The organism is Caballeronia sp., assembly GCF_049581465.1.
Lineage (GTDB): Bacteria > Pseudomonadota > Gammaproteobacteria > Burkholderiales > Burkholderiaceae > Caballeronia.
Genome location: NZ_JBAUSA010000225.1, coordinates 1 through 17,864, shown reverse-complemented (window position 1 = coordinate 17,864; position 17,864 = coordinate 1). Strand labels below are relative to the sequence as shown.

The window sequence follows — 17,864 nt, the reverse complement described above, 5'->3', positions numbered from 1 at the left end:
ATCAAGGAATTCTCCAACTGGCCGACTATTCCGCAGCTTTACGTGAACGGCGAGTTCATCGGCGGCTCGGACATCATGATGGAAATGTACGAGTCAGGCGAATTGCAGCAACTGTTCGCCGCCGCTTAAGCTTGCCTTCGAGCCTGACGCCGCGCCGCCTGATCGTTGCCATCACCGGGGCGACCGGGTCGATCTACGGCGTCCGGCTACTCGAAACGCTGCGTCGGCTGGGCGCGGTGGAAACGCATCTGCTGGTTTCCAGCGCGGGATGGCTGAATATCCAGCACGAACTGGATATCGACAAAGCCAGCCTCCACGCGCTGGCTGACGTTGTGCATAACGTACGCGACGTGGGCGCGAGCATCGCGTCGGGTTCGTTCGCGACTGACGGAATGGTCGTCGCGCCGTGTTCCATGAAAACGCTGGCGAGCATTGCGCACGGATTGTCCGACAACCTGATCACCCGCGCCGCCGACGTCGTCCTGAAAGAACGCCGCCGCCTTGTCCTGCTGGTTCGTGAAACGCCATTCAACCTCGCGCATCTACGCAACATGACGGCTGTGACCGAGATGGGCGGCGTGATCTTCCCGCCACTTCCGGCGTTCTATCACCGGCCGAAGTCCATCGACGAAATGGTCGACCAGACGATCGAACGCGTGATCGATTTGTTTGCGCTCGGACCGCCGATTGCGGCTTCGTGGCCGGGCATTCGTGAATCGCGGCAGGATCAAAATTAACAACACTCGCGACACAATTCATTGCCCCGTCACCCGTTTATCTCCTCATAGTCCTCCTCTATAGTCGTGGCAACCACGCTTAGAGGCTGCCACGATGTCCCGCTTTCCGACCACTTTCATCTCGCACGGCGCGCCGACGCTGCCTATCGACCCGTCGATGCCAACTGCCGAGTTCGCGACGTTTTCGACGCGCTTCGAACGTCCACGCTCGATCCTGATGCTTTCGGCCCACTGGAACACCGCGCAACCGGTTGCCAGCATCTCGACGCAGCCCGAAACCATTCACGATTTCCACGGCTTCCCGCGTGTGCTCTATGAGATTCACTATGGCGCGCCGGGCGCGCCGGAACTTGGCGCGCGGGCCGCGACGCTGCTGACGCAAGCCGGCATTGCGTCTTCGGTCACCGAACATGGACTCGATCACGGCGCATGGGTGCCCTTGTTGTTGATGTACCCGGACGCCGATATTCCAGTCTCTCAGTTGTCTATCCAGCCGCGTCTCGACCCCGCGCATCACTTCCGCGTGGGCCGCGCTCTAAGGGCATTGCGCGACGAGGGCGTGTTGATCGTCGGTTCGGGCCAGATCACGCATAACCTGCGCACAGCGGACTTCGCCGCGCGCCCGGAAGATGGCGATCCGAAAGTGACGGAATTCACCGACTGGTTCGAACAACGCATGGCCGAACGGGATATCGACGCGCTGCTGGATTACCGAAAAAGAGCGCCTCATGCTGCGCTCATGCATCCCGCCGATGAGCATTTGTTACCGATTTTCAGCGCACTTGGCGCCGCCAGCGATAATTTCACGCTCGATATTCAATCGCTCGGCACATTTCAGAAAACGCTGGCAATGACGAATTATGTTTTTAACGATGAATAAGTTGTGATTTACGTTGTTCAAGAAATTAAAAAACCCGCTGGATTCTCGTGCGGGTTTTCTATTTAAGACGGCGTAAGGATTTTTAAGCGACTCCTTCAGCGAGGATATCCTCAGGGCTTTCGCGCTCTTACAGATCCGCGTCCGACAACCGGTGTGAACGCCTCATTAATAAAACACGAGCGCCATGAGGGCGGCCAGCACCCCATGAACGCCGTCTGGCAATAAGCCGCAGCCGCCGAATTCCTTACTGTTCACCCACGAAAAAAGCGCCATGCCCGGCAAATAAGCACTCGGCCCAACAGGCGGCGTTCAGATCCCGGCCCCAGCCGTCGAAGCGCTTTTACGCTGAACGCGATACCCAGGCTGACCGGTCAGATAAGTCCCAGGACAAGCGCAGCCGGAATGATGAACTTGAAAACTGTTATACCTGAATTATGGCGGCCGAATAACTTGACGCCCCGTCAGATCAACAGGAAATACACAATTGCCAATAGCGCCGACAAACACAGCTACGGCGGCGTGAGGATTCATTTACATAAAGTGAGTGCGCCCCTTCATAGGGCCAGGTGTTCATATATAGAATCGATGCTTCGCCTTCACTCGAAATTACCGAAACAATTGCAACCCAGTTCGCCATGCGCCTATAAAGCCGACCAGTGCGCCTTGAGTAACGCGCATATCCCACCATTCTTCCGGACTCCGGAAACATTGAGCCAATTTAAGCATAAGTCAACGCGATGGCAGGAATCACCAGCGCGCCAATAATCCCAGCCATGATCGATGCCGGCCCTGTAATCTTTGCCGCTTCTCAGGCGCCCAATAACCACCCTAGCCCATATTGGACCCTTCCGGTCAGCATCAGGCCGACTGGCCCATGGTCTATTGAATAGAGCTTTCCACTCGCGCTAGCGTTAGTCATAAATCTGTCAAAACCCATCGGGGAATGCTGGCGGCGCGCCACAGGTCCTGCCGCCAGCATTCCCGATCGAGGGAGCATAGTTTGGCGATTGAAGGTGTGGAATGGATTTGACCTTCGGTTAGATGCCCGGTTTGACAGCGCTTCCGATCGCCGCTAACTGTATCGCGTCCATTCGATCGTAAGCCAACAGAAAGATTTGTAAGATAAAGATCTATGACAACCGCGTCTCAAAAACCCTGTTTTTCGGTCGGATATTATTTGACCTCGGGTTTGATTCGCCGTATAAACCTTCTTGCAGGATTTCAAGTGGCGAGTGAATTGATCTTTCGTAGTTCGCCCATCACGGTACTTCGGTTGGTCCCATTGCCCCTTCCTTGATTTTCATGCACATTCGGGCTTCGGCTTATTTAACATCTTTAGGAACAAGTAACATGGAAACCGGTACCGTCAAATGGTTCAATGACGCAAAGGGCTTTGGATTCATCACGCCAGACGGCGGCGGCGAAGACCTGTTCGCTCACTTCTCTGAAATCCGCGTGGAAGGCTTCAAGACGCTTCAGGAAAATCAAAAGGTTACCTTCGAAGTGAAGACTGGCCCGAAGGGCAAGCAAGCTGCAAACATCAAGCCGGCCTAAGTATTATTGCGGATTTGTTTTGCATGCAAAAAACCCCGCCATGCGGGGTTTTTTGTTTTTGTCATGATCACTTAACTTCGATTATCGAGAAACTACTTTAAGTTTGCCGCATAAATCACACTGTATTCGTCTAGGTATTAACGATTAGCCGAACACGCGTCGCGCGTAAATACCCAAACCCGTCGCCACGCTGGCCAATCGGTCGCCGAAGACAGCTTTCGCGTCGGGGAATGCGGCCGAGAGCGACTGCGACAGGAATCCGAGTCCCGTCGATCCCCCCGTGAAGTAGATCGCGTCCACGTCGTGACTCGACACCCCGGCGCGCCGCACTGTCTCCTTGGCCGCGACCACGATCCGTCGCATCTCCTCGCCGCCTGCATCGATAAGTTGCCGCTCGTCGAAATCGATACGCAGCGCGTCCTCCACCTCCTCCATCCCGATCGAGGTCACGCCGCCTGCTGCTACTGCGATTTTGGCCGTTTCCGCGTGCGACGCTAAAGCATGGCCCAGCCGCCGTTCGACAACCCGCATCAACCGGTCGTGATGACGTGAGTCGGCGTAAAGATGGCGCATCAGTTGCAGTTCATTGACGCGTTTCGGCCCGTAGATCGTATTGATCAGATGCCACGTCGCCAGGTCGAAGTACACGCGGTTCGGCACCTCGCGCCCTTCCGTATCGGTCGATTGATAGCCGAGTTCCCGCAGGATCGTGGCCAGTTCCACGCGCCGGTCGAAATCCGTCCCGGCCACGTGGACACCGTAGTGCGCGAGCACGTCGTCTTTGCGCGACAGTTTTTGCACCCGATCCGGCCCGACGCGCACGAGCGAAAAGTCCGACGTGCCGCCGCCGATATCCGCCACCAGCACCAGCCCTTCCCGCGTGAGGCGCGCTTCGTAATCGAACGCGGCTGCGATCGGCTCGAACTGGAAGTGAATGTCAGTCAGGCCGATGGCCTCAGCCGCGGCCTGTAGCTGGTTCTGCGCAAGCTGGTCGGCGCGCGGGTCGTCATCGACGAAAAACACCGGGCGGCCCAGCACTGCGCGCGTGATTGGCGTCGCCGACACCGCTTGCGCCTTTTGCTTCAGGTGCTGCAGGAACAAGGTGATGACATCGACATACCGGATGGCAGAACCGTCGCCGAGATCGGTACTCGTCTCCGCCAGCGGCGAGCCGAGGATGCTCTTCATGGAGCGCATCAGGCGCCCCTCGAAGCCGTCGATGTAAGAAGCGAGCGCCGCGCGCCCGTACGCCTGCTCGTCTTCGTCAGTGTTGAAGAAGACAGCGGTGGGCAGCGTCGTGGCATCGCCTTCGACCGGAGCCAACCGGATCGATGCCCCGTCGGGCAATGCGACGGCTGAGTTCGACGTGCCGAAATCGATCGCGCAATAAGTCATGAGGGGAGCGGCGGCGGCGTTAAACGCCATGCGTCGCAAACGAAAAGTGGAGCGCGTTTTTAGCACGTAACGCCCAGCACATCAACCGTCTCTCAAAAAGACCCGCTCGCGGAATGGATTTTGCTTCGAAAGCCGGTAATTAATGCTTCCGCCCGGTGATTCATGTGACCGGTCATTCAATCATTACCGGTCCGACGCATGAACGATAAAAGCGATGTTATCGAGACGGATTTGCCTGGACGCCTGGACCGTTTGCCTTGGGGAAGGTTTCATACCCTGATTGTGGCTGCCCTAGGGATTACGTGGCTGCTCGACGGGCTAGAGGTGACGCTGGCAGGCTCGGTCGCCAGCGCGTTGAAAACGAGCTCGGTGCTGAAGTTTTCGAATAGCGATGTGGGCCTTGCCGGCAGCGCGTACATTGCCGGCGCCGTAATTGGCGCGCTGGGGTTTGGATGGCTCACGGACCGGCTGGGGCGCCGCAAGCTCTTCTTCATCACACTGTTCTTATACGTGGCGGCGACGGCGGCGACCGCGTTCTCGTGGGATATCGCGAGTTTCGTGCTCTTTCGGTTTCTGACGGGCGCGGGAATTGGCGGCGAATACACGGCCATCAACTCCACCATTCAGGAGTTCACGCCAGCGCGAGTACGCGGCTGGACCGACCTGGCCATCAACGGGACGTTCTGGGTGGGCGCGGGGCTGGGCGCGGCGGGCTCGATCGTGCTGCTCCATCCCGCGTTGCTACCGGCCGACTGGGGCTGGCGTGCGTGCTTCCTGATCGGCGCTGCGCTTGGGCTCCTGATCCTGCTAATGCGCATGTGGGTGCCCGAGAGTCCGCGCTGGCTGATCACGCACAATCGCGCCGACGAAGCGAAGGAGATTGTCGAGGGAATCGAAGCGAAGTTTCGTGAGCATGGCGTGGAATTGCCTCCCAATCGGGTCGAGCCGCTTCGACTGCACGCCCGCGCACACACGAAACTCAGCGAAGTGTTTCGCACTCTTTTCTTTACGCATCGGCGACGTTCGCTGGTCGGATTGACCTTGATGACAGCGCAGGCGTTTTTTTATAACGCGATATTTTTTACCTACGCGTTGGTGCTGACGGATTTTTATCACGTTCCAGGCGATCAGGTCGGCTGGTATGTATTGCCGTTTGCTGCGGGCAATTTTCTCGGACCGATTGTGTTGGGACGCCTCTTCGATGTCATCGGCCGACGTCCGATGATTGCCTTAACATACTGCATCTCCGGCGTTTTGCTGACCATCAGCGGCTATTTATTCGAGCAAGGCCTATTGACCAGCACGACGCAAACCCTCTCGTGGATGATCGTTTTCTTCTTCGCTTCATCCGCCGCGAGTTCTGCGTACCTCACGGTCAGCGAGACATTCCCGCTTGAGATTCGCGCGCTAGCCATTGCGATTTTCTACGCGTTCGGAACGGCGCTGGGCGGCATTATTGGGCCGACGCTGTTCGGCCGTCTCATCGATACGCATCAGCGCGGCGCGGTGTTTGCCGGCTACCTGATCGGGTCGGGGTTAATGATCCTGGCGGGAGTGGCTGCCGCGATTTGGGGCGTGTCGGCGGAAAGGAAATCGCTGGAGGACGTAGCGCGGCCTTTGGGGGCCGTGGGCGGGGAGGAGCACGGTTAGGGCGGAGTCAAGGTTGCTCCGCCCGCTCCCTTTATTTAAACGCCTTCCCCCAGGCTCCATCGAAGGCTATATCGCCAAGCGCCGCCCGAGTACGCGGCGCCGATTCGCGCTCCTGCAGCGCGGCATCGAGCGTGCCCGGATCGCAATAGTGGCCCAACGAAATCATCGCGATGACCTCTACGTCGTCGGGCACCGAAAACGCTTCCCGAAACGCGTTGATATCGAAACCGGTCATCTGGTGCGACACCAACCCGAGCGCGTGCGCTTGCAAAACCAACGACATCGCAGCCGCGCCCGTGTCATAAGCCGCCGTGCGATTGACGTCGCCCTTAGGCGTCACCGTCTTCGCCAACGCACAGATCAATACCGGCACATTCGCATTCCAGCCCTGGTTGAACGGCACCAGCGTAGCGAACGCCTTTTGGAACACGGCGGCGTCGCGATTACGATCGAACGTCATGAAGCGCCACGGCTGCATGTTGAAGGAGGATGGCGCCCAGCGCGCGGCTTCCAGCACGCTATGCAATTGCTCGCGGCTCACAGCCTCGTTCGATACGGCGCGCGGGCTCCATCGGCTGGAAAGCAGGTCGTGGATCGCGACTTCGGTGGGTGCGATTTTTTCAATGGGTGCGATTTTTCCGCTCATTCATGAACCCCTGGTTGATGGCTGGGACGGCAAGGCGCAATTGCCTGAGCAACCGCGCTATACAAGACCCGTAAGAATAACCAAGGTAGGCAACACGCGCTGCCGATGTTAGCGAACACCTGCGGCGAAATTGCGCGATCGACTCAAGTCGCAACCATCTGCGCTTGACGCGGCGCCTTGTTGATTCGCAAGACCATCCCCGCAGCCACGATGCACAAACTGCCCGAAATCATGGTCGCCATGGTGTAAGTACCCAAGCTTGCCCGCAACATTCCCGCGCCAAGGGCCGCGAACGCAGCGCCAAGCTGGTGCGCTGCAACTACCCAGCCAAACACGATCGGCGCCGATTCGCGCCCGTAGATGTCGGTCGCAAGCCGCACAGTCGGGGGCACGGTGGCGACCCAGTCCAGGCCGTAGAACAGCGCGAAAATCGGCAACCCGTAGAAGTCGATGCCAAACGCCCGCGGCAGGAACAGGAGCGACAACCCGCGCAAGCCGTAGTACCAGAACAGCAGCAAACGACTGTTGAAGCGATCGGACAGCCACCCGGACAACGTCGTGCCGAACAAGTCGAAGACGCCCATCGCGGCGAGAAGCCCCGCCCCCTGCACTTCAGACATCCCATGATCGGCGCACATCGCAATCAAATGCGTGCCTATGTACCCGTTGGTGCTCGCGCCGCAAACAAAGAAGCTGAACGACAGCAACCAGAAATCGCGCGTCTTGCTCGCCATGCCGAGCGCGCCAAACGCGATTGCGATTGGATTCTTCGCGGCGACCGGCGCGGGCGGCGGTGCATCGGCGGGTTCGCCGAACGGTCGCAGCACCAGATCGGCGGGGCGTTCCGGCAACAGCCACGCAACCAGCGGCAATGCCAGCCCCGCAGCGGCCGCCACGGTCAGCACGACGGGACGCCAGCCGAAGTGCTCGACAATCGCAGCGAGCACCGGCAGGAACACAAGTTGGCCCGTCGCCGAACTGGCGGTGAGAATGCCCATCGCCAAGCCGCGATGCGAGGTGAACCACCGGTTCACTACCGTCGCCGCAAGGGTCATGGCGGCGACGCCGGTAGCGCCGCCCACCAGAACGCCCCAGATCAGGATCATTTGCCAGGGCGCTGTCATCGCCGATGACAACGCCACACCACCCGCCAGCGTCGCCAATGCGACCAGCACGGTCGGACGCACGCCGAAACGCTGCATCGCGGCCGCGGCGAACGGCCCGGTCAGTCCGTAAAGCGCCAGATTGATGGATATCGCGAGCGAAATCGTCGCGCGGCTCCAGCCAAATTGCTGTTCGAGCGGCAACATCATGACGCTGGGCGTCGCCCGCGTGCCGGCGGCCGCCAGCAGCACAAGAAACACGACGCCCACGGAAATCCACGCGTAATGCACGCGGCCAGAAAGCCGCCTCGCTGCCCAATTCATCCTCTGCTCCGATTCTTCAGATTGTTTTTTTGCCGAACGTTACCGAACGGTCACATTTAAGTTGCAAGCTTAGTGACCGATCAGTAACATGTCAAGAATCCCTTCAGCCGCAGAGGATATGACCGTGGCACGCGCAGTGAAAGAAGTCTCCGACATCGACAAAAAGCCGGCTCGACGCCATATGGACGGCGCCACCGCGCGGGAACAATTGCTCGACGCGGCCGAAGCGCTTTTCTATCGCGACGGTATCCGCGGGGTCGGCGTCGATGCCGTCGTCGAGCGCGCCGGCGTCAACAAGATGAGCTTGTACCGGCAGTTTTCATCGAAGGACGATCTCGTGGTCGCGTACCTCTCACGAATGGACGGGCGCTTTCGGACCCGGATAGAACAAAGCATCGCCAAGCATCCTGGCGAGCCGGCAAGGCAACTTGTCCAGAGCATCGCGGATCTGGTCGCGCGCGCATCGAATCCGGATTATCGCGGTTGTCCGTTTGTGAACATCGCATGTGAGTTCGCCGATCGCGAGCATCCCGCGCGGCTCTCCGTGGCAGAAAACAAGCGATACCTGATGTCGCGGGTATTGGAATTATCGGCGGCGGCGGGAGCGGACGATCCTCAACTTCTCGCCGATTCCCTGGTGCTGCTGGTGGAAGGAGTTTATGCCGCGAGCCAGACGTTCGGCCCGGGGAGTGGGCCAATGCGCTCCGCCGCGCGGACAGCCGAATTGCTCGTGCGGGACGCGTGCAGAGAGGTTTCCAGCAACCTTTCCTTCGATGCAAAGGTGAACACATGAACGAAGCGATTATCGAAGCGACTCGACAATGGCTTACTCGCGCGGTGATCGGACTGAATTTGTGTCCGTTTGCGAAGGCGGTGCACGTGAAGAACCAGATTCGCTACGTGGTCAGCGAGGCGCAGGGGCTCGAAGCCGTGCTCACGGATCTCGAAACGGAACTGGAGTTCCTGGCCGAAAGCGATGCCGAGGAAATTGACACTACGTTGCTGATTGTCCCGCACGCGCTTGAGCATTTCTCGGACTACAACGACGCCCTTCACTTCGCCGATATCCTGCTCAAACAACTCAGGCTGCAAGGCGAGTTGCAAATCGCGAGCTTCCATCCGGACTATCAATTCGATGACACCGCACCCGGCGACATAGAAAACTACACGAATCGCGCGCCCTATCCGATCTTCCACTTGCTGCGCGAAGCGAGCATAGAACGCGCTGTCGAGGCGTTCCCCGACGCCGCCGATATCTACGAGCGCAACATGGCGACGCTGCGCAGGCTGGGCATCGACGGCTGGCGCGGCATCATGCGCGGCGTCAAGTCGTAAAGAAGCGCTCGCGCATTTCGTCGAGACCGAGCGTTTCGAGGACATCGGAGAGACGCTGCGCGGGCTTCCCGCGCGGCAGATCCTTGAATTGCGCAACGATCAACTCGTTTTTCATCGAATGCTCCCAGCCGACAAGCTCGGTCACGGTTACCTGATACCCATGCGATTCGAGTTGCAGGCAGCGCAACACGTTCGTGATCTGACTGCCGAACTCGCGCGTGTGCAACGGATGCCGCCACATTTCCACAAGCACGTTTTTTGACAGCGAATGACCCTTGTTCTTGCGCAAGACCGTCGCAACTTCGGCCTGGCAGCACGGCACGACCACGATGCTCTTCGCTTTCTTTTGCAACGCGAAATGAATGGCGTCGTCGGTGGCCGTATTGCATGCGTGCAAGGCCGTGACAACATCTACCGTCTCGGGCAACTGGTCCGACGTAATCGATTCGGCCACCGATAGATTCAAGAACGACATGCCCTCGAAACCCAGTCGTGCGGCCAATTCCTCGGACTTTTCAACCAGCTCGGCACGCGTCTCGATGCCAAAGATGTGTGACCGATCGAGCAGAGCCTTGAAGTACAGATCGTAGAGAATGAAGCCAAGGTAAGACTTGCCCGCGCCATGATCGACCAGCGTCAGATTTCCTTGACGCTCATGGATTTCCGCCAGCAACGGTTCGATGAACTGAAACAAGTGGTAGACCTGTTTCAACTTTCGACGGCTGTCCTGATTCATCTTTCCGTCGCGCGTCAGGATGTGCAGTTCCTTGAGTAGTTCGAGGGACTGGCCTGGACGAATTTCGTGCTTTTCGTTCGACTTTTTATCGGTTAAATCTGATGATTCAGTGGACGCGTCGAGCGTCCGTGACTTCTTGGACATCTTCGGGATACCGTAGTGAACTGCATTCGGGGTGTGCAGGAAAATTGGGCGGGAAGTGTGCGCTAACCGCTGGTACGAACGCTCCAAACCGGTGAGTTTACCTAAAAGCGCAAAAATGCTCCGCACGTCTCATTGATCCGGAAATTGCAGACGAATGCAGCGTCGGATGGAACAATTCGTGCATGAGAGCTGGACAACCAACGGGACGGAAAAACTCGAGACGCGGCGCCAGCCGCAACGTTTTCCACGCAGCACGCTCGGCAGCAAGGCAGGCGGGATGATTCGACCACTTTGGCAACGCATGCCAGAGGGCGGGAAACCAGGCAGGACATCGGATGTTTCACTGGCACGCAGCCTTGTTGCGTAACACCCAACACACACAGCGCGGCTCCTCTAAGAAGCGCGCGAACGAAATGAGGACGGCTATGGACCCGATCAAAGACCAAAAAGCAGAGCAGCAATTCCAGGAAATGCTCACCAAGCTCACCGCGATGCCCGCATGGAGCGAGAAACAGCAGATTGAACTCGAAATGGCGCGGGAGATCTCCGGCGAAATGCTGCGGCTCGCAGAAGTCATGCGCGACGGCAACACTGACATCGAAACGTGCCTGACCATGCTCAAGTACGCGAAGGTGATGGATTTCGTCCTGACCACGCTCGCGTCACGCCGCGAAATTGCCCCGCAAACGTTGCGGGTGATTTTCAAGCTGGCTGGGCTGAAAGTAGACGAAGCCTATCCCGGATGAAGCCGGTGTGCCGGGCCGGCGCTCGCTGGCCCGATTCAGGCTTGGGCTTCGGCCCCGGTTTTGGCTTGGTTTTGGCCCGAATCTGGAGTTCACCGTTCGCGGCGCGTCATCAACCGCTCGTACGACGCTTTCAGATGCCGTTGCATTGAAGCCTGTGCCTGAATGGCGTCACGTGCCTCCAGCGCTTCCAGAACGTCCTTGTGCTCGGCTAACGCAGCCAGCCACGTTTCTTCCCCCTCGAAATGCCCTCGTAGCGTCGATGACAGCGGACTATGCCGTTCGTCGAAAAGGCCGGCGACTGTGCGCACCAGTACGTCATTGCCTGACATCTGCGCGACGGCCAGATGAAAAGCACGATCGGCGGTGGTCGGAAGTTGCCCGTTGGCTACATCGCGGGCCATGCCTTCGTAAAGCTCGCGTAACGCTTTCAGCGCTTTCGGCTTCCCGAACGGCGCGACGCTTGCCGCAATAGCCCCTTCTATCACCATGCGCGCCGTCATGATTTCGAGCGGACTCTCGCCGGGGTCGGTTTCCTCGAAGCCTGCAAGCGCATCAGGCGACGGCGCCGCGCAGATATACACGCCCGAGCCCATCCGGATCTCAACGCGCCCTTCGAGTTCAAGCGCGACGAGCGCCTCGCGTATGGAAGGCCGCGACACCCCTAACATCAGCGCCAGTTCACGCTCCGACGGCAGGCGATCGTTCGGCGCCAATCCTTTTTGTTCGATCAGCGTGCGCAGTTTATCGGCGATCTGTAGATACAGGCGACGCGCCTCGGCAGGTTTGACAGCCACTTCAGGTCCTTTCAATTTTTGCGTTGCGTTTGAAACCAGACGACGAGTTTAACGACCGCCTCTGGTCAGGCCAAACCCGCATTGTCAGTAAATTGGCTTGACCACTTTGTGTTGAGGAAATTATTATGCACACTGGTAAGACCAAAATCCATGCGCGAACCTATGAAAACTGTCATCTGCGAACAACCTGGCACGCTTGTACTGACTGATCGTCCGGCGCCGAAACCCGGTATCGACGATGTTCTGATTCGCATCAAGCGCGTCGGCGTCTGTGGAACAGATTTGCATATTTTCACCGGAAATCAGCCTTTTCTTGCCTATCCGCGCGTGATGGGCCATGAATTGTCGGGAATCGTCGAATCGGCGCCGGCGGGCGCGAGGGTCGCGAAAGGCGATCAGGTCTATGTGATGCCGTATCTGGCCTGCGGCAAATGTATTGCATGCCGGGCGAAGAAGCCGAACTGTTGCGTGAATATCCGCGTGCTTGGGGTTCACGCGGACGGTGGCATGGCCGAGCAACTCGCTGTGCCCCAAGCGTTCGTGTTCAAGGCGGAAGGCGTCACGCTCGATCAAGCCGCGATGATCGAATTCCTCGCCATCGGTGCGCATGCCGTTGCGCGCGCCGACGTCCAGCCAAAGCAGCGCGCGCTCGTGGTCGGCGCCGGGCCGATCGGAATGGCCGCGCTCATTTTCGCCAAACTGCGCGGCGCGCAAGTGACCGTGCTCGATGGCCGAACCGATCGCTTGCAATTCTGCGAGACGCAATTGCGGGTCGATCACGCGGTTCATCTGGACACAACGGAACTGGCGACCGACGCGAAACGCCTCGCCGAGATCACCGATCAAGAGTTCTTCGATGTCGTCTTCGATGCCACCGGCAACATCAACGCGATGGAACGCGGCCTGGAATTCGTCGCACATGGCGGGAAATACGTGCTGATATCGATTGTTCGCGACCGCATTTCGTTCGCCGATCCTGAATTTCACAAGCGTGAAACCACGCTGCTCGCGAGCCGCAACGCTACGCCCGACGACTTCGAAACCGTGCTCGAAGCCATGCGTGCCGGCCTCATTCCGACCGAAGCGCTCAACACGCACACGCTTCAACTCAGCAATCTGCCGGAGCAATTTCCCTGGTTACTCGATCCATCGGCGGGCGTTATCAAGGCGCTGGTCGAGTGCTGAACGGGGCCAAGCATGAGCAATCCAATCCTGCAGTTTGGCACCAGTCGTTTTCTCCAGGCCCATGTCGACTTGTTCGTGACCGAAGCGTTGCGTCGCGAGCCATCGGCCGCGCTTGGCCGGATCACGGTCGCGCAAACCACATTGAATCCGGATAGCCGCGCGCGCATCGACGCGTTGCGCGCATTCGGCGCGTATCCGGTGCGCATTCGCGGCAGGCAGAACGGCGAGATCGTCGATACCACGGTTCACTGCGACGCGATCACCGAAGCATGGGTCGCCGCCGACGACTGGCCGACGTTACGTGAAGGCGCGCGGCACGACGTAAAAGTGATCGTGTCGAATACGGGTGACACCGGCTTCGCGTCCTTCGACGACGATACCGCGCGCCACCTCGCGCCCAACCAACCGCCGCCACGCGGCTTTCCCGCGAAGCTTGCCGTGCTGCTTCACGACCGCTTCGAAGCGGGCGGCGCGCCGATCAGCCTGCTTCCGTGCGAGTTGATCTCACGAAACGGCGATGTGCTGCGCGAGCTCGTGGTCGGCATTGCACGAAAATGGCAGGCCGACGACGCATTCATCGCCTATCTGAAGCGTGATTGCGTCTGGTTGAATTCGCTGGTCGACCGCATCGTGTCTGAACCAATCCATCCCATCGGCGCAATCGCCGAGCCTTACGCACTATGGGCAATCGAACGACAGCCCGGCATGGTTTTGCCGTGCGAGCACGAAAGCATTGTGCTTACCGACGATCTCGCGCACTACGAACGTCTCAAACTTTTACTGCTGAATCTCGGCCACTCGATGCTTGTCGAACTCTGGCAAAGCGACCCGTTCGCGGCCGACGACCTTGATCTCACTGTGCTGGATGCCATGCGCAACCCCGCCTGGCGCGCGGTGCTCGAAGCGACATGGCAGGACGAGGTGCTGCCCGTCTTCAAGGGCCTGGGCGAGTACGACGCCGCGCTTGCCTATCTCGTCGATGTCCGCGACCGCTTCGAGAACCCGTTCCTCGTGCATCGGCTCGCTGACATCGCCCGCAATCATCAGGAGAAGAAGCAACGCCGCTTTAAGCCTGCTATCGATCTTGCCCGGCAACTGGGGTTGGATGTCGACCAGCCAATGCTTCTGAAAGCGCTTTTGTAAGGAGTCCCGTTCATGTCCACGAATAACGCCGTCATCCGGCTTCACCCCAACGACAATGTAGTCATTGCCACCCGCCAACTTGTTTCGGGCGCTGCAATTACGTCCAATGATACGGAGCGCATCGTGGTCAGCGGCCTGATCCCGCCGGGCCACAAGATCGCGACACGTGCCATTGCGAAGGGCGCACATGTGCGGCGTTACAACCAGATCATTGGCGTAGCGCTCGACACAATCGCGCCCGGTCAGCACGTGCACACGCACAACCTGGGCATGGTGGAATTCGAGCGTGACCACGCTTTTGGCGTCGATAGGCACGAAACCCGTTTCGTGGATGACCCAGCTACATTCATGGGCATTCGTCGTGACGACGGCCGTGTCGCGACGCGCAATTACATCGGCATCCTGACTAGCGTGAACTGCTCCGCGACCGTTGCGCGGGCCATCGCCGATCATTTTCGCCGCGACCAGCGTCACGACGCGCTTGCCGATTTTCCCAACGTGGACGGCGTGATTGCACTGACCCACGGACTGGGTTGTGGAATCGATTCCCTCGGAGACGGCATCAAGATTCTTCGCCGCACGCTCGCCGGCTACGCGGTCCACGCCAACTTTCACTCCGTGCTTTTTGTCGGCCTTGGCTGCGAGACGAACCAGATTTCGGGCGTCCTCGATTCGGCCGGGTTAGCGACAAGCGCTTCGACATTGCGCAGCTTTACCATTCAAGACAGCGGCGGCACGCGCAAGACGATCGAGCGCGGTATTGCTGCGGTGAAGGAGTTGCTCCCCGACGCCAATCGTGTACAGCGCGAACCTGTATCGGCGGCGCATTTGATCGTCGGATTGCAGTGTGGCGGCTCGGATGGCTACTCGGGAATCTCGGCAAATCCGGCGCTGGGCGCGGCCGTCGACCGGCTCGTGCGGCATGGCGGGACTGCGATTTTATCGGAGACACCGGAGGTTTATGGCGCTGAACACTTGCTTACGCGACGCGCGGTAAGCCGTGAAATTGGCGAAAAGCTGCTGGCGCGTATCAAGTGGTGGGAAGACTATTGCTCGCGAAATGGCGCGGCGATGGACAACAATCCGTCGGCGGGAAATAAGGCAGGTGGCCTGACCACGATTCTTGAAAAATCGCTGGGCGCTGTCGCGAAAGGCGGTACGACGAATCTCGTCGAGGTTTATGAGTATGCGCAACGCATCGACGCGAAGGGATTTGTCTTCATGGATTCGCCCGGCTACGATCCGGTTTCCGCGACAGGACAAGTGGCGTCGGGCGCGAATTTGATCTGCTTCACGACCGGACGCGGCTCGGCCTATGGTTGCGCCCCCTCGCCTTCGATCAAACTCGCGACCAACACGGCGCTATGGGAGCGCCAGGAGGAGGACATCGACATCAACTGCGGCGGCGTAATTGACGGCACGGCAACCATCGATCAACTCGGCGAATCGATCTTCCAAACGATGCTCGACTGCGCTTCAGGCGTCGCGACGAAGAGCGAGTTGCACGGTTATGGGCAGAACGAGTTCGTGCCCTGGCAGGTGGGCGTGATCACGTGATGTCGAGGGTCACCGCTTCGTTGCCGGCGCTTGCGCTGTGACCGGCGCGGTTCGCGCGCAAGCAGATCGGCGCGATTACTTGATGGTCAAAGCCAGCGCTTCGGCCACCTCGATACCGTCGATCGCCGCAGAATAGATGCCCCCCGCATATCCCGCACCTTCACCCGCGGGATACAAGCCTTCGACGTTCATGCTCTGGAAATTGTCCTTCCGTCGAACCCGTATTGGCGATGACGTTCGCGTTTCCACCCCCGTAAGCACGGCGTCGTGCATCGCAAAGCCTGGGATTTTTTTATCGATTTGCGGCAGCGCTTCCCGAATCGCCTCGACCACGTAGTCCGGCAACGCGGTACTAAGATCCGTCATACGCACCCCGGGCTTGTACGACGGCTCAACCGAGCCGAGCACAGTCGAGGCCCTCCTCGCGATGAAATCACCGACCAACTGCCCGGGCGCAGAATAGTCGCCGCCACCGAGCTCGAATGCGCGCTCTTCCCAACGCCGCTGAAACGCGATGCCAGCCAGCGGACCACCGGGGAAATCATCCGGAGTGATCCCCACGACGATTCCCGCGTTCGCGTTGCGTTCGTTACGCGAATATTGGCTCATGCCGTTCGTCACGACTCGCCCCGGCTCCGATGCCGCCGCAACGACCGTCCCGCCGGGGCACATGCAAAAGCTGTACACCGCGCGCCCGTTGCTACAGTGATGGACCACCTTATAGTCCGCCGCGCCGAGTAACTTGTGACCGGCAAACTTACCAAACCGGCTTCGGTCGATCAGCCCTTGCGGATGCTCGATTCGAAAGCCAAGCGAAAACGGTTTGGCTTCCATATAGACGCCCCGCTTGTGGAGCATCTCGAAGGTATCTCTCGCGCTGTGCCCCACCGACAGAACAACGTGATCGCAGCGTAAGCTTTCGCCGTTCGAGAGCGTCAGCCCGCGAACTTTCCCGTCTTCAATCTCGATATCTTCAACACGCGCCTCGAACCGCACCTCACCGCCGAGCGCATGAATAGTTGCGCGCATCTTTTCGACCATGCCAACCAGCCGGAATGTACCGATATGCGGCCGGCTCAGGAAGAGAATGTCTTCAGGTGCACCGGCGCGCACGAACTCGTCCAGGACCTTGCGACCGTAGTGCTTTGGATCCTTGATCTGGCTGTACAACTTCCCGTCCGAAAACGTGCCGGCGCCGCCCTCGCCAAACTGCACGTTCGATTCCGGGTTCAGGACGTTCTTGCGCCACAGGCCCCACGTATCCTTGGTCCGTTCGCGCACCGCCTTGCCGCGTTCCAGGATGATCGGACGAAACCCCATCTGCGCGAGAATCAATCCGGCAAACAATCCGCATGGCCCCATGCCGATTACGACTGGCCTCGGCGATGTCATCGGCTGGGGTGCGTGGGTAACGAATTTGTACGCCATGTCCGGCGTGACGGTGCAGTGCGGTTGCTTGTCCAAATGACGAAGCGCATCGGCTTCGTCCGTTACTTCCACATCGACGATGTAGGTGAGCTTGATGTCCGAGCGCTTACGCGCATCGTGAGCGCGACGAAAGACCGTATAGCGGATGAGACGGTCGGCGGGGACGTGAATAAGCGCGAGACGTGAGCGAATCGCCGACTCGAGTTCGCTTTCCGAATGATCAAGCGGCAGCTTGATTTCGCTTAGACGTAGCATGGGTACCTGTTTGCAATGGCGGCAGATAAAGACAGCCGATAGTGGATTTTACCGTGTTGCCATGGCAGCCGGCCGGGCGATTCAGTGCGTGTGGCGCGGGCAATGAGTGATGTGACGCCCCAAGCCGATGGCGATGCGTGAGCACAGATGTTTAACTCGGATTCTCCAACGCAAAAACCCCACCTTTGCGGGGTGGGGTTTTCGGATGCTAGAGCTAGCAAAGGGGAGCCTGACGATTACCTACTTTCACAC

17 protein-coding genes and 1 pseudogene are annotated in these 17,864 nt (G+C 59.0%); 11 read left to right on the top strand and 7 right to left on the bottom strand.

Annotation, left to right across the window (positions count from 1 at the left end; all coding sequences use genetic code 11):
* The 3 genes from WCA53_RS05585 to WCA53_RS05575 all read left to right on the top strand — a co-directional run.
* The coding region (locus WCA53_RS05585) for a glutaredoxin domain-containing protein (RefSeq protein WP_423906657.1) at positions 1–129 on the top strand (129 nt) is incomplete at its 5' end.
* A gap of 2 nt (positions 130–131) precedes the next feature.
* The gene (locus WCA53_RS05580; RefSeq protein ID WP_423906650.1) at positions 132–737 is read left to right on the top strand and encodes a UbiX family flavin prenyltransferase; all 606 of its coding nucleotides are present in this window, start codon (positions 132–134) and stop codon (positions 735–737) included.
* 94 nt (positions 738–831) lie between these two features.
* Positions 832–1,617 carry a DODA-type extradiol aromatic ring-opening family dioxygenase gene (locus WCA53_RS05575; protein WP_423906645.1) on the top strand — a complete coding sequence of 262 codons (786 nt, stop codon included), beginning with the start codon at positions 832–834 and terminating at the stop codon, positions 1,615–1,617.
* Positions 1,618–1,991: 374 nt separating this feature from the next.
* Here the strand turns inward: WCA53_RS05575 and WCA53_RS05570 are convergent.
* Positions 1,992–2,536, bottom strand: a pseudogene (locus tag WCA53_RS05570) (amino acid permease); the annotation flags it as partial.
* Between the two features lie 431 nt (positions 2,537–2,967).
* Between WCA53_RS05570 and WCA53_RS05565 the strand changes: the two are divergent.
* Entirely contained in the window at positions 2,968–3,171 is a 204-nt protein-coding gene (locus WCA53_RS05565) for a cold-shock protein (protein WP_035936159.1), read from the top strand.
* Positions 3,172–3,315: 144 nt separating this feature from the next.
* Here WCA53_RS05565 and WCA53_RS05560 read toward each other — a convergent pair whose 3' ends face one another.
* Positions 3,316–4,566 (bottom strand): Hsp70 family protein, encoded by a 1,251-nt coding sequence (locus WCA53_RS05560; protein ID WP_423906654.1) that lies wholly within the window; start codon positions 4,564–4,566, stop codon positions 3,316–3,318.
* A gap of 198 nt (positions 4,567–4,764) precedes the next feature.
* Between WCA53_RS05560 and WCA53_RS05555 the strand changes: the two genes are divergently transcribed.
* The gene (locus WCA53_RS05555; RefSeq protein ID WP_423906641.1) at positions 4,765–6,216 is read left to right on the top strand and encodes an MFS transporter; all 1,452 of its coding nucleotides are present in this window, start codon (positions 4,765–4,767) and stop codon (positions 6,214–6,216) included.
* A gap of 31 nt (positions 6,217–6,247) precedes the next feature.
* On the opposite strand, the gene WCA53_RS05550 is transcribed toward WCA53_RS05555, so the two are convergent.
* Both WCA53_RS05550 and WCA53_RS05545 read right to left on the bottom strand, forming a co-directional pair.
* Complete coding sequence (locus WCA53_RS05550; protein WP_423906638.1) at positions 6,248–6,862, bottom strand: nitroreductase family protein; 615 nt, start codon at positions 6,860–6,862, stop codon at positions 6,248–6,250.
* Positions 6,863–7,005: 143 nt separating this feature from the next.
* Positions 7,006–8,289: an MFS transporter gene (locus WCA53_RS05545; RefSeq protein ID WP_423906635.1), complete on the bottom strand. Its 1,284-nt coding sequence runs from the start codon at positions 8,287–8,289 to the stop codon at positions 7,006–7,008.
* 118 nt (positions 8,290–8,407) lie between these two features.
* Between WCA53_RS05545 and WCA53_RS05540 the strand changes: the two genes are divergently transcribed.
* Both WCA53_RS05540 and WCA53_RS05535 read left to right on the top strand, forming a co-directional pair.
* Complete coding sequence (locus WCA53_RS05540) at positions 8,408–9,082, top strand: TetR/AcrR family transcriptional regulator (RefSeq protein WP_423906632.1); 675 nt, start codon at positions 8,408–8,410, stop codon at positions 9,080–9,082.
* The gene (locus WCA53_RS05535) at positions 9,079–9,624 is read left to right on the top strand and encodes a DUF1415 domain-containing protein (RefSeq protein WP_423906628.1); all 546 of its coding nucleotides are present in this window, start codon (positions 9,079–9,081) and stop codon (positions 9,622–9,624) included. Before WCA53_RS05540 ends, WCA53_RS05535 begins: the two co-directional genes overlap by 4 nt.
* On the opposite strand, the gene WCA53_RS05530 is transcribed toward WCA53_RS05535, so the two are convergent.
* On the bottom strand, positions 9,614–10,504 hold the full coding sequence (locus WCA53_RS05530; RefSeq protein WP_423906623.1) for a class I SAM-dependent methyltransferase: 891 nt from the start codon (positions 10,502–10,504) through the stop codon (positions 9,614–9,616). The genes WCA53_RS05535 and WCA53_RS05530 overlap by 11 nt on opposite strands.
* A 425-nt stretch (positions 10,505–10,929) precedes the next feature.
* On the opposite strand from WCA53_RS05530, the gene WCA53_RS05525 reads away from it, so the two are divergent.
* Complete coding sequence (locus WCA53_RS05525; protein WP_423906621.1) at positions 10,930–11,250, top strand: DNA-binding protein; 321 nt, start codon at positions 10,930–10,932, stop codon at positions 11,248–11,250.
* An 89-nt stretch (positions 11,251–11,339) separates the two neighbouring features.
* Here the strand turns inward: WCA53_RS05525 and WCA53_RS05520 are convergent, their stop codons facing one another.
* Entirely contained in the window at positions 11,340–12,044 is a 705-nt protein-coding gene (locus WCA53_RS05520) for a FadR/GntR family transcriptional regulator (protein ID WP_423906618.1), read from the bottom strand.
* 162 nt (positions 12,045–12,206) lie between these two features.
* Here WCA53_RS05520 and WCA53_RS05515 point away from each other — a divergent pair, with 162 nt between their 5' ends.
* From WCA53_RS05515 to WCA53_RS05505, 3 genes are read left to right on the top strand one after another with little or no spacing between them, the layout of a single operon-like run.
* A complete protein-coding gene (locus WCA53_RS05515) occupies positions 12,207–13,229 on the top strand; it encodes a zinc-binding alcohol dehydrogenase family protein (protein ID WP_423906616.1) in 1,023 nt (340 codons plus the stop codon).
* A 12-nt stretch (positions 13,230–13,241) separates the two neighbouring features.
* Positions 13,242–14,372, top strand: coding sequence for a mannitol dehydrogenase family protein (locus WCA53_RS05510; RefSeq protein ID WP_423906613.1), 1,131 nt, complete (start codon positions 13,242–13,244; stop codon positions 14,370–14,372).
* Between the two features lie 12 nt (positions 14,373–14,384).
* The gene (locus WCA53_RS05505; RefSeq protein ID WP_423906610.1) at positions 14,385–15,929 is read left to right on the top strand and encodes a UxaA family hydrolase; all 1,545 of its coding nucleotides are present in this window, start codon (positions 14,385–14,387) and stop codon (positions 15,927–15,929) included.
* A gap of 75 nt (positions 15,930–16,004) precedes the next feature.
* Here the strand turns inward: WCA53_RS05505 and WCA53_RS05500 are convergent, their stop codons facing one another.
* Positions 16,005–17,612, bottom strand: coding sequence for an NAD(P)/FAD-dependent oxidoreductase (locus WCA53_RS05500; RefSeq protein WP_423906608.1), 1,608 nt, complete (start codon positions 17,610–17,612; stop codon positions 16,005–16,007).
* Between the last annotated feature and the right edge of the window lie 252 nt (positions 17,613–17,864).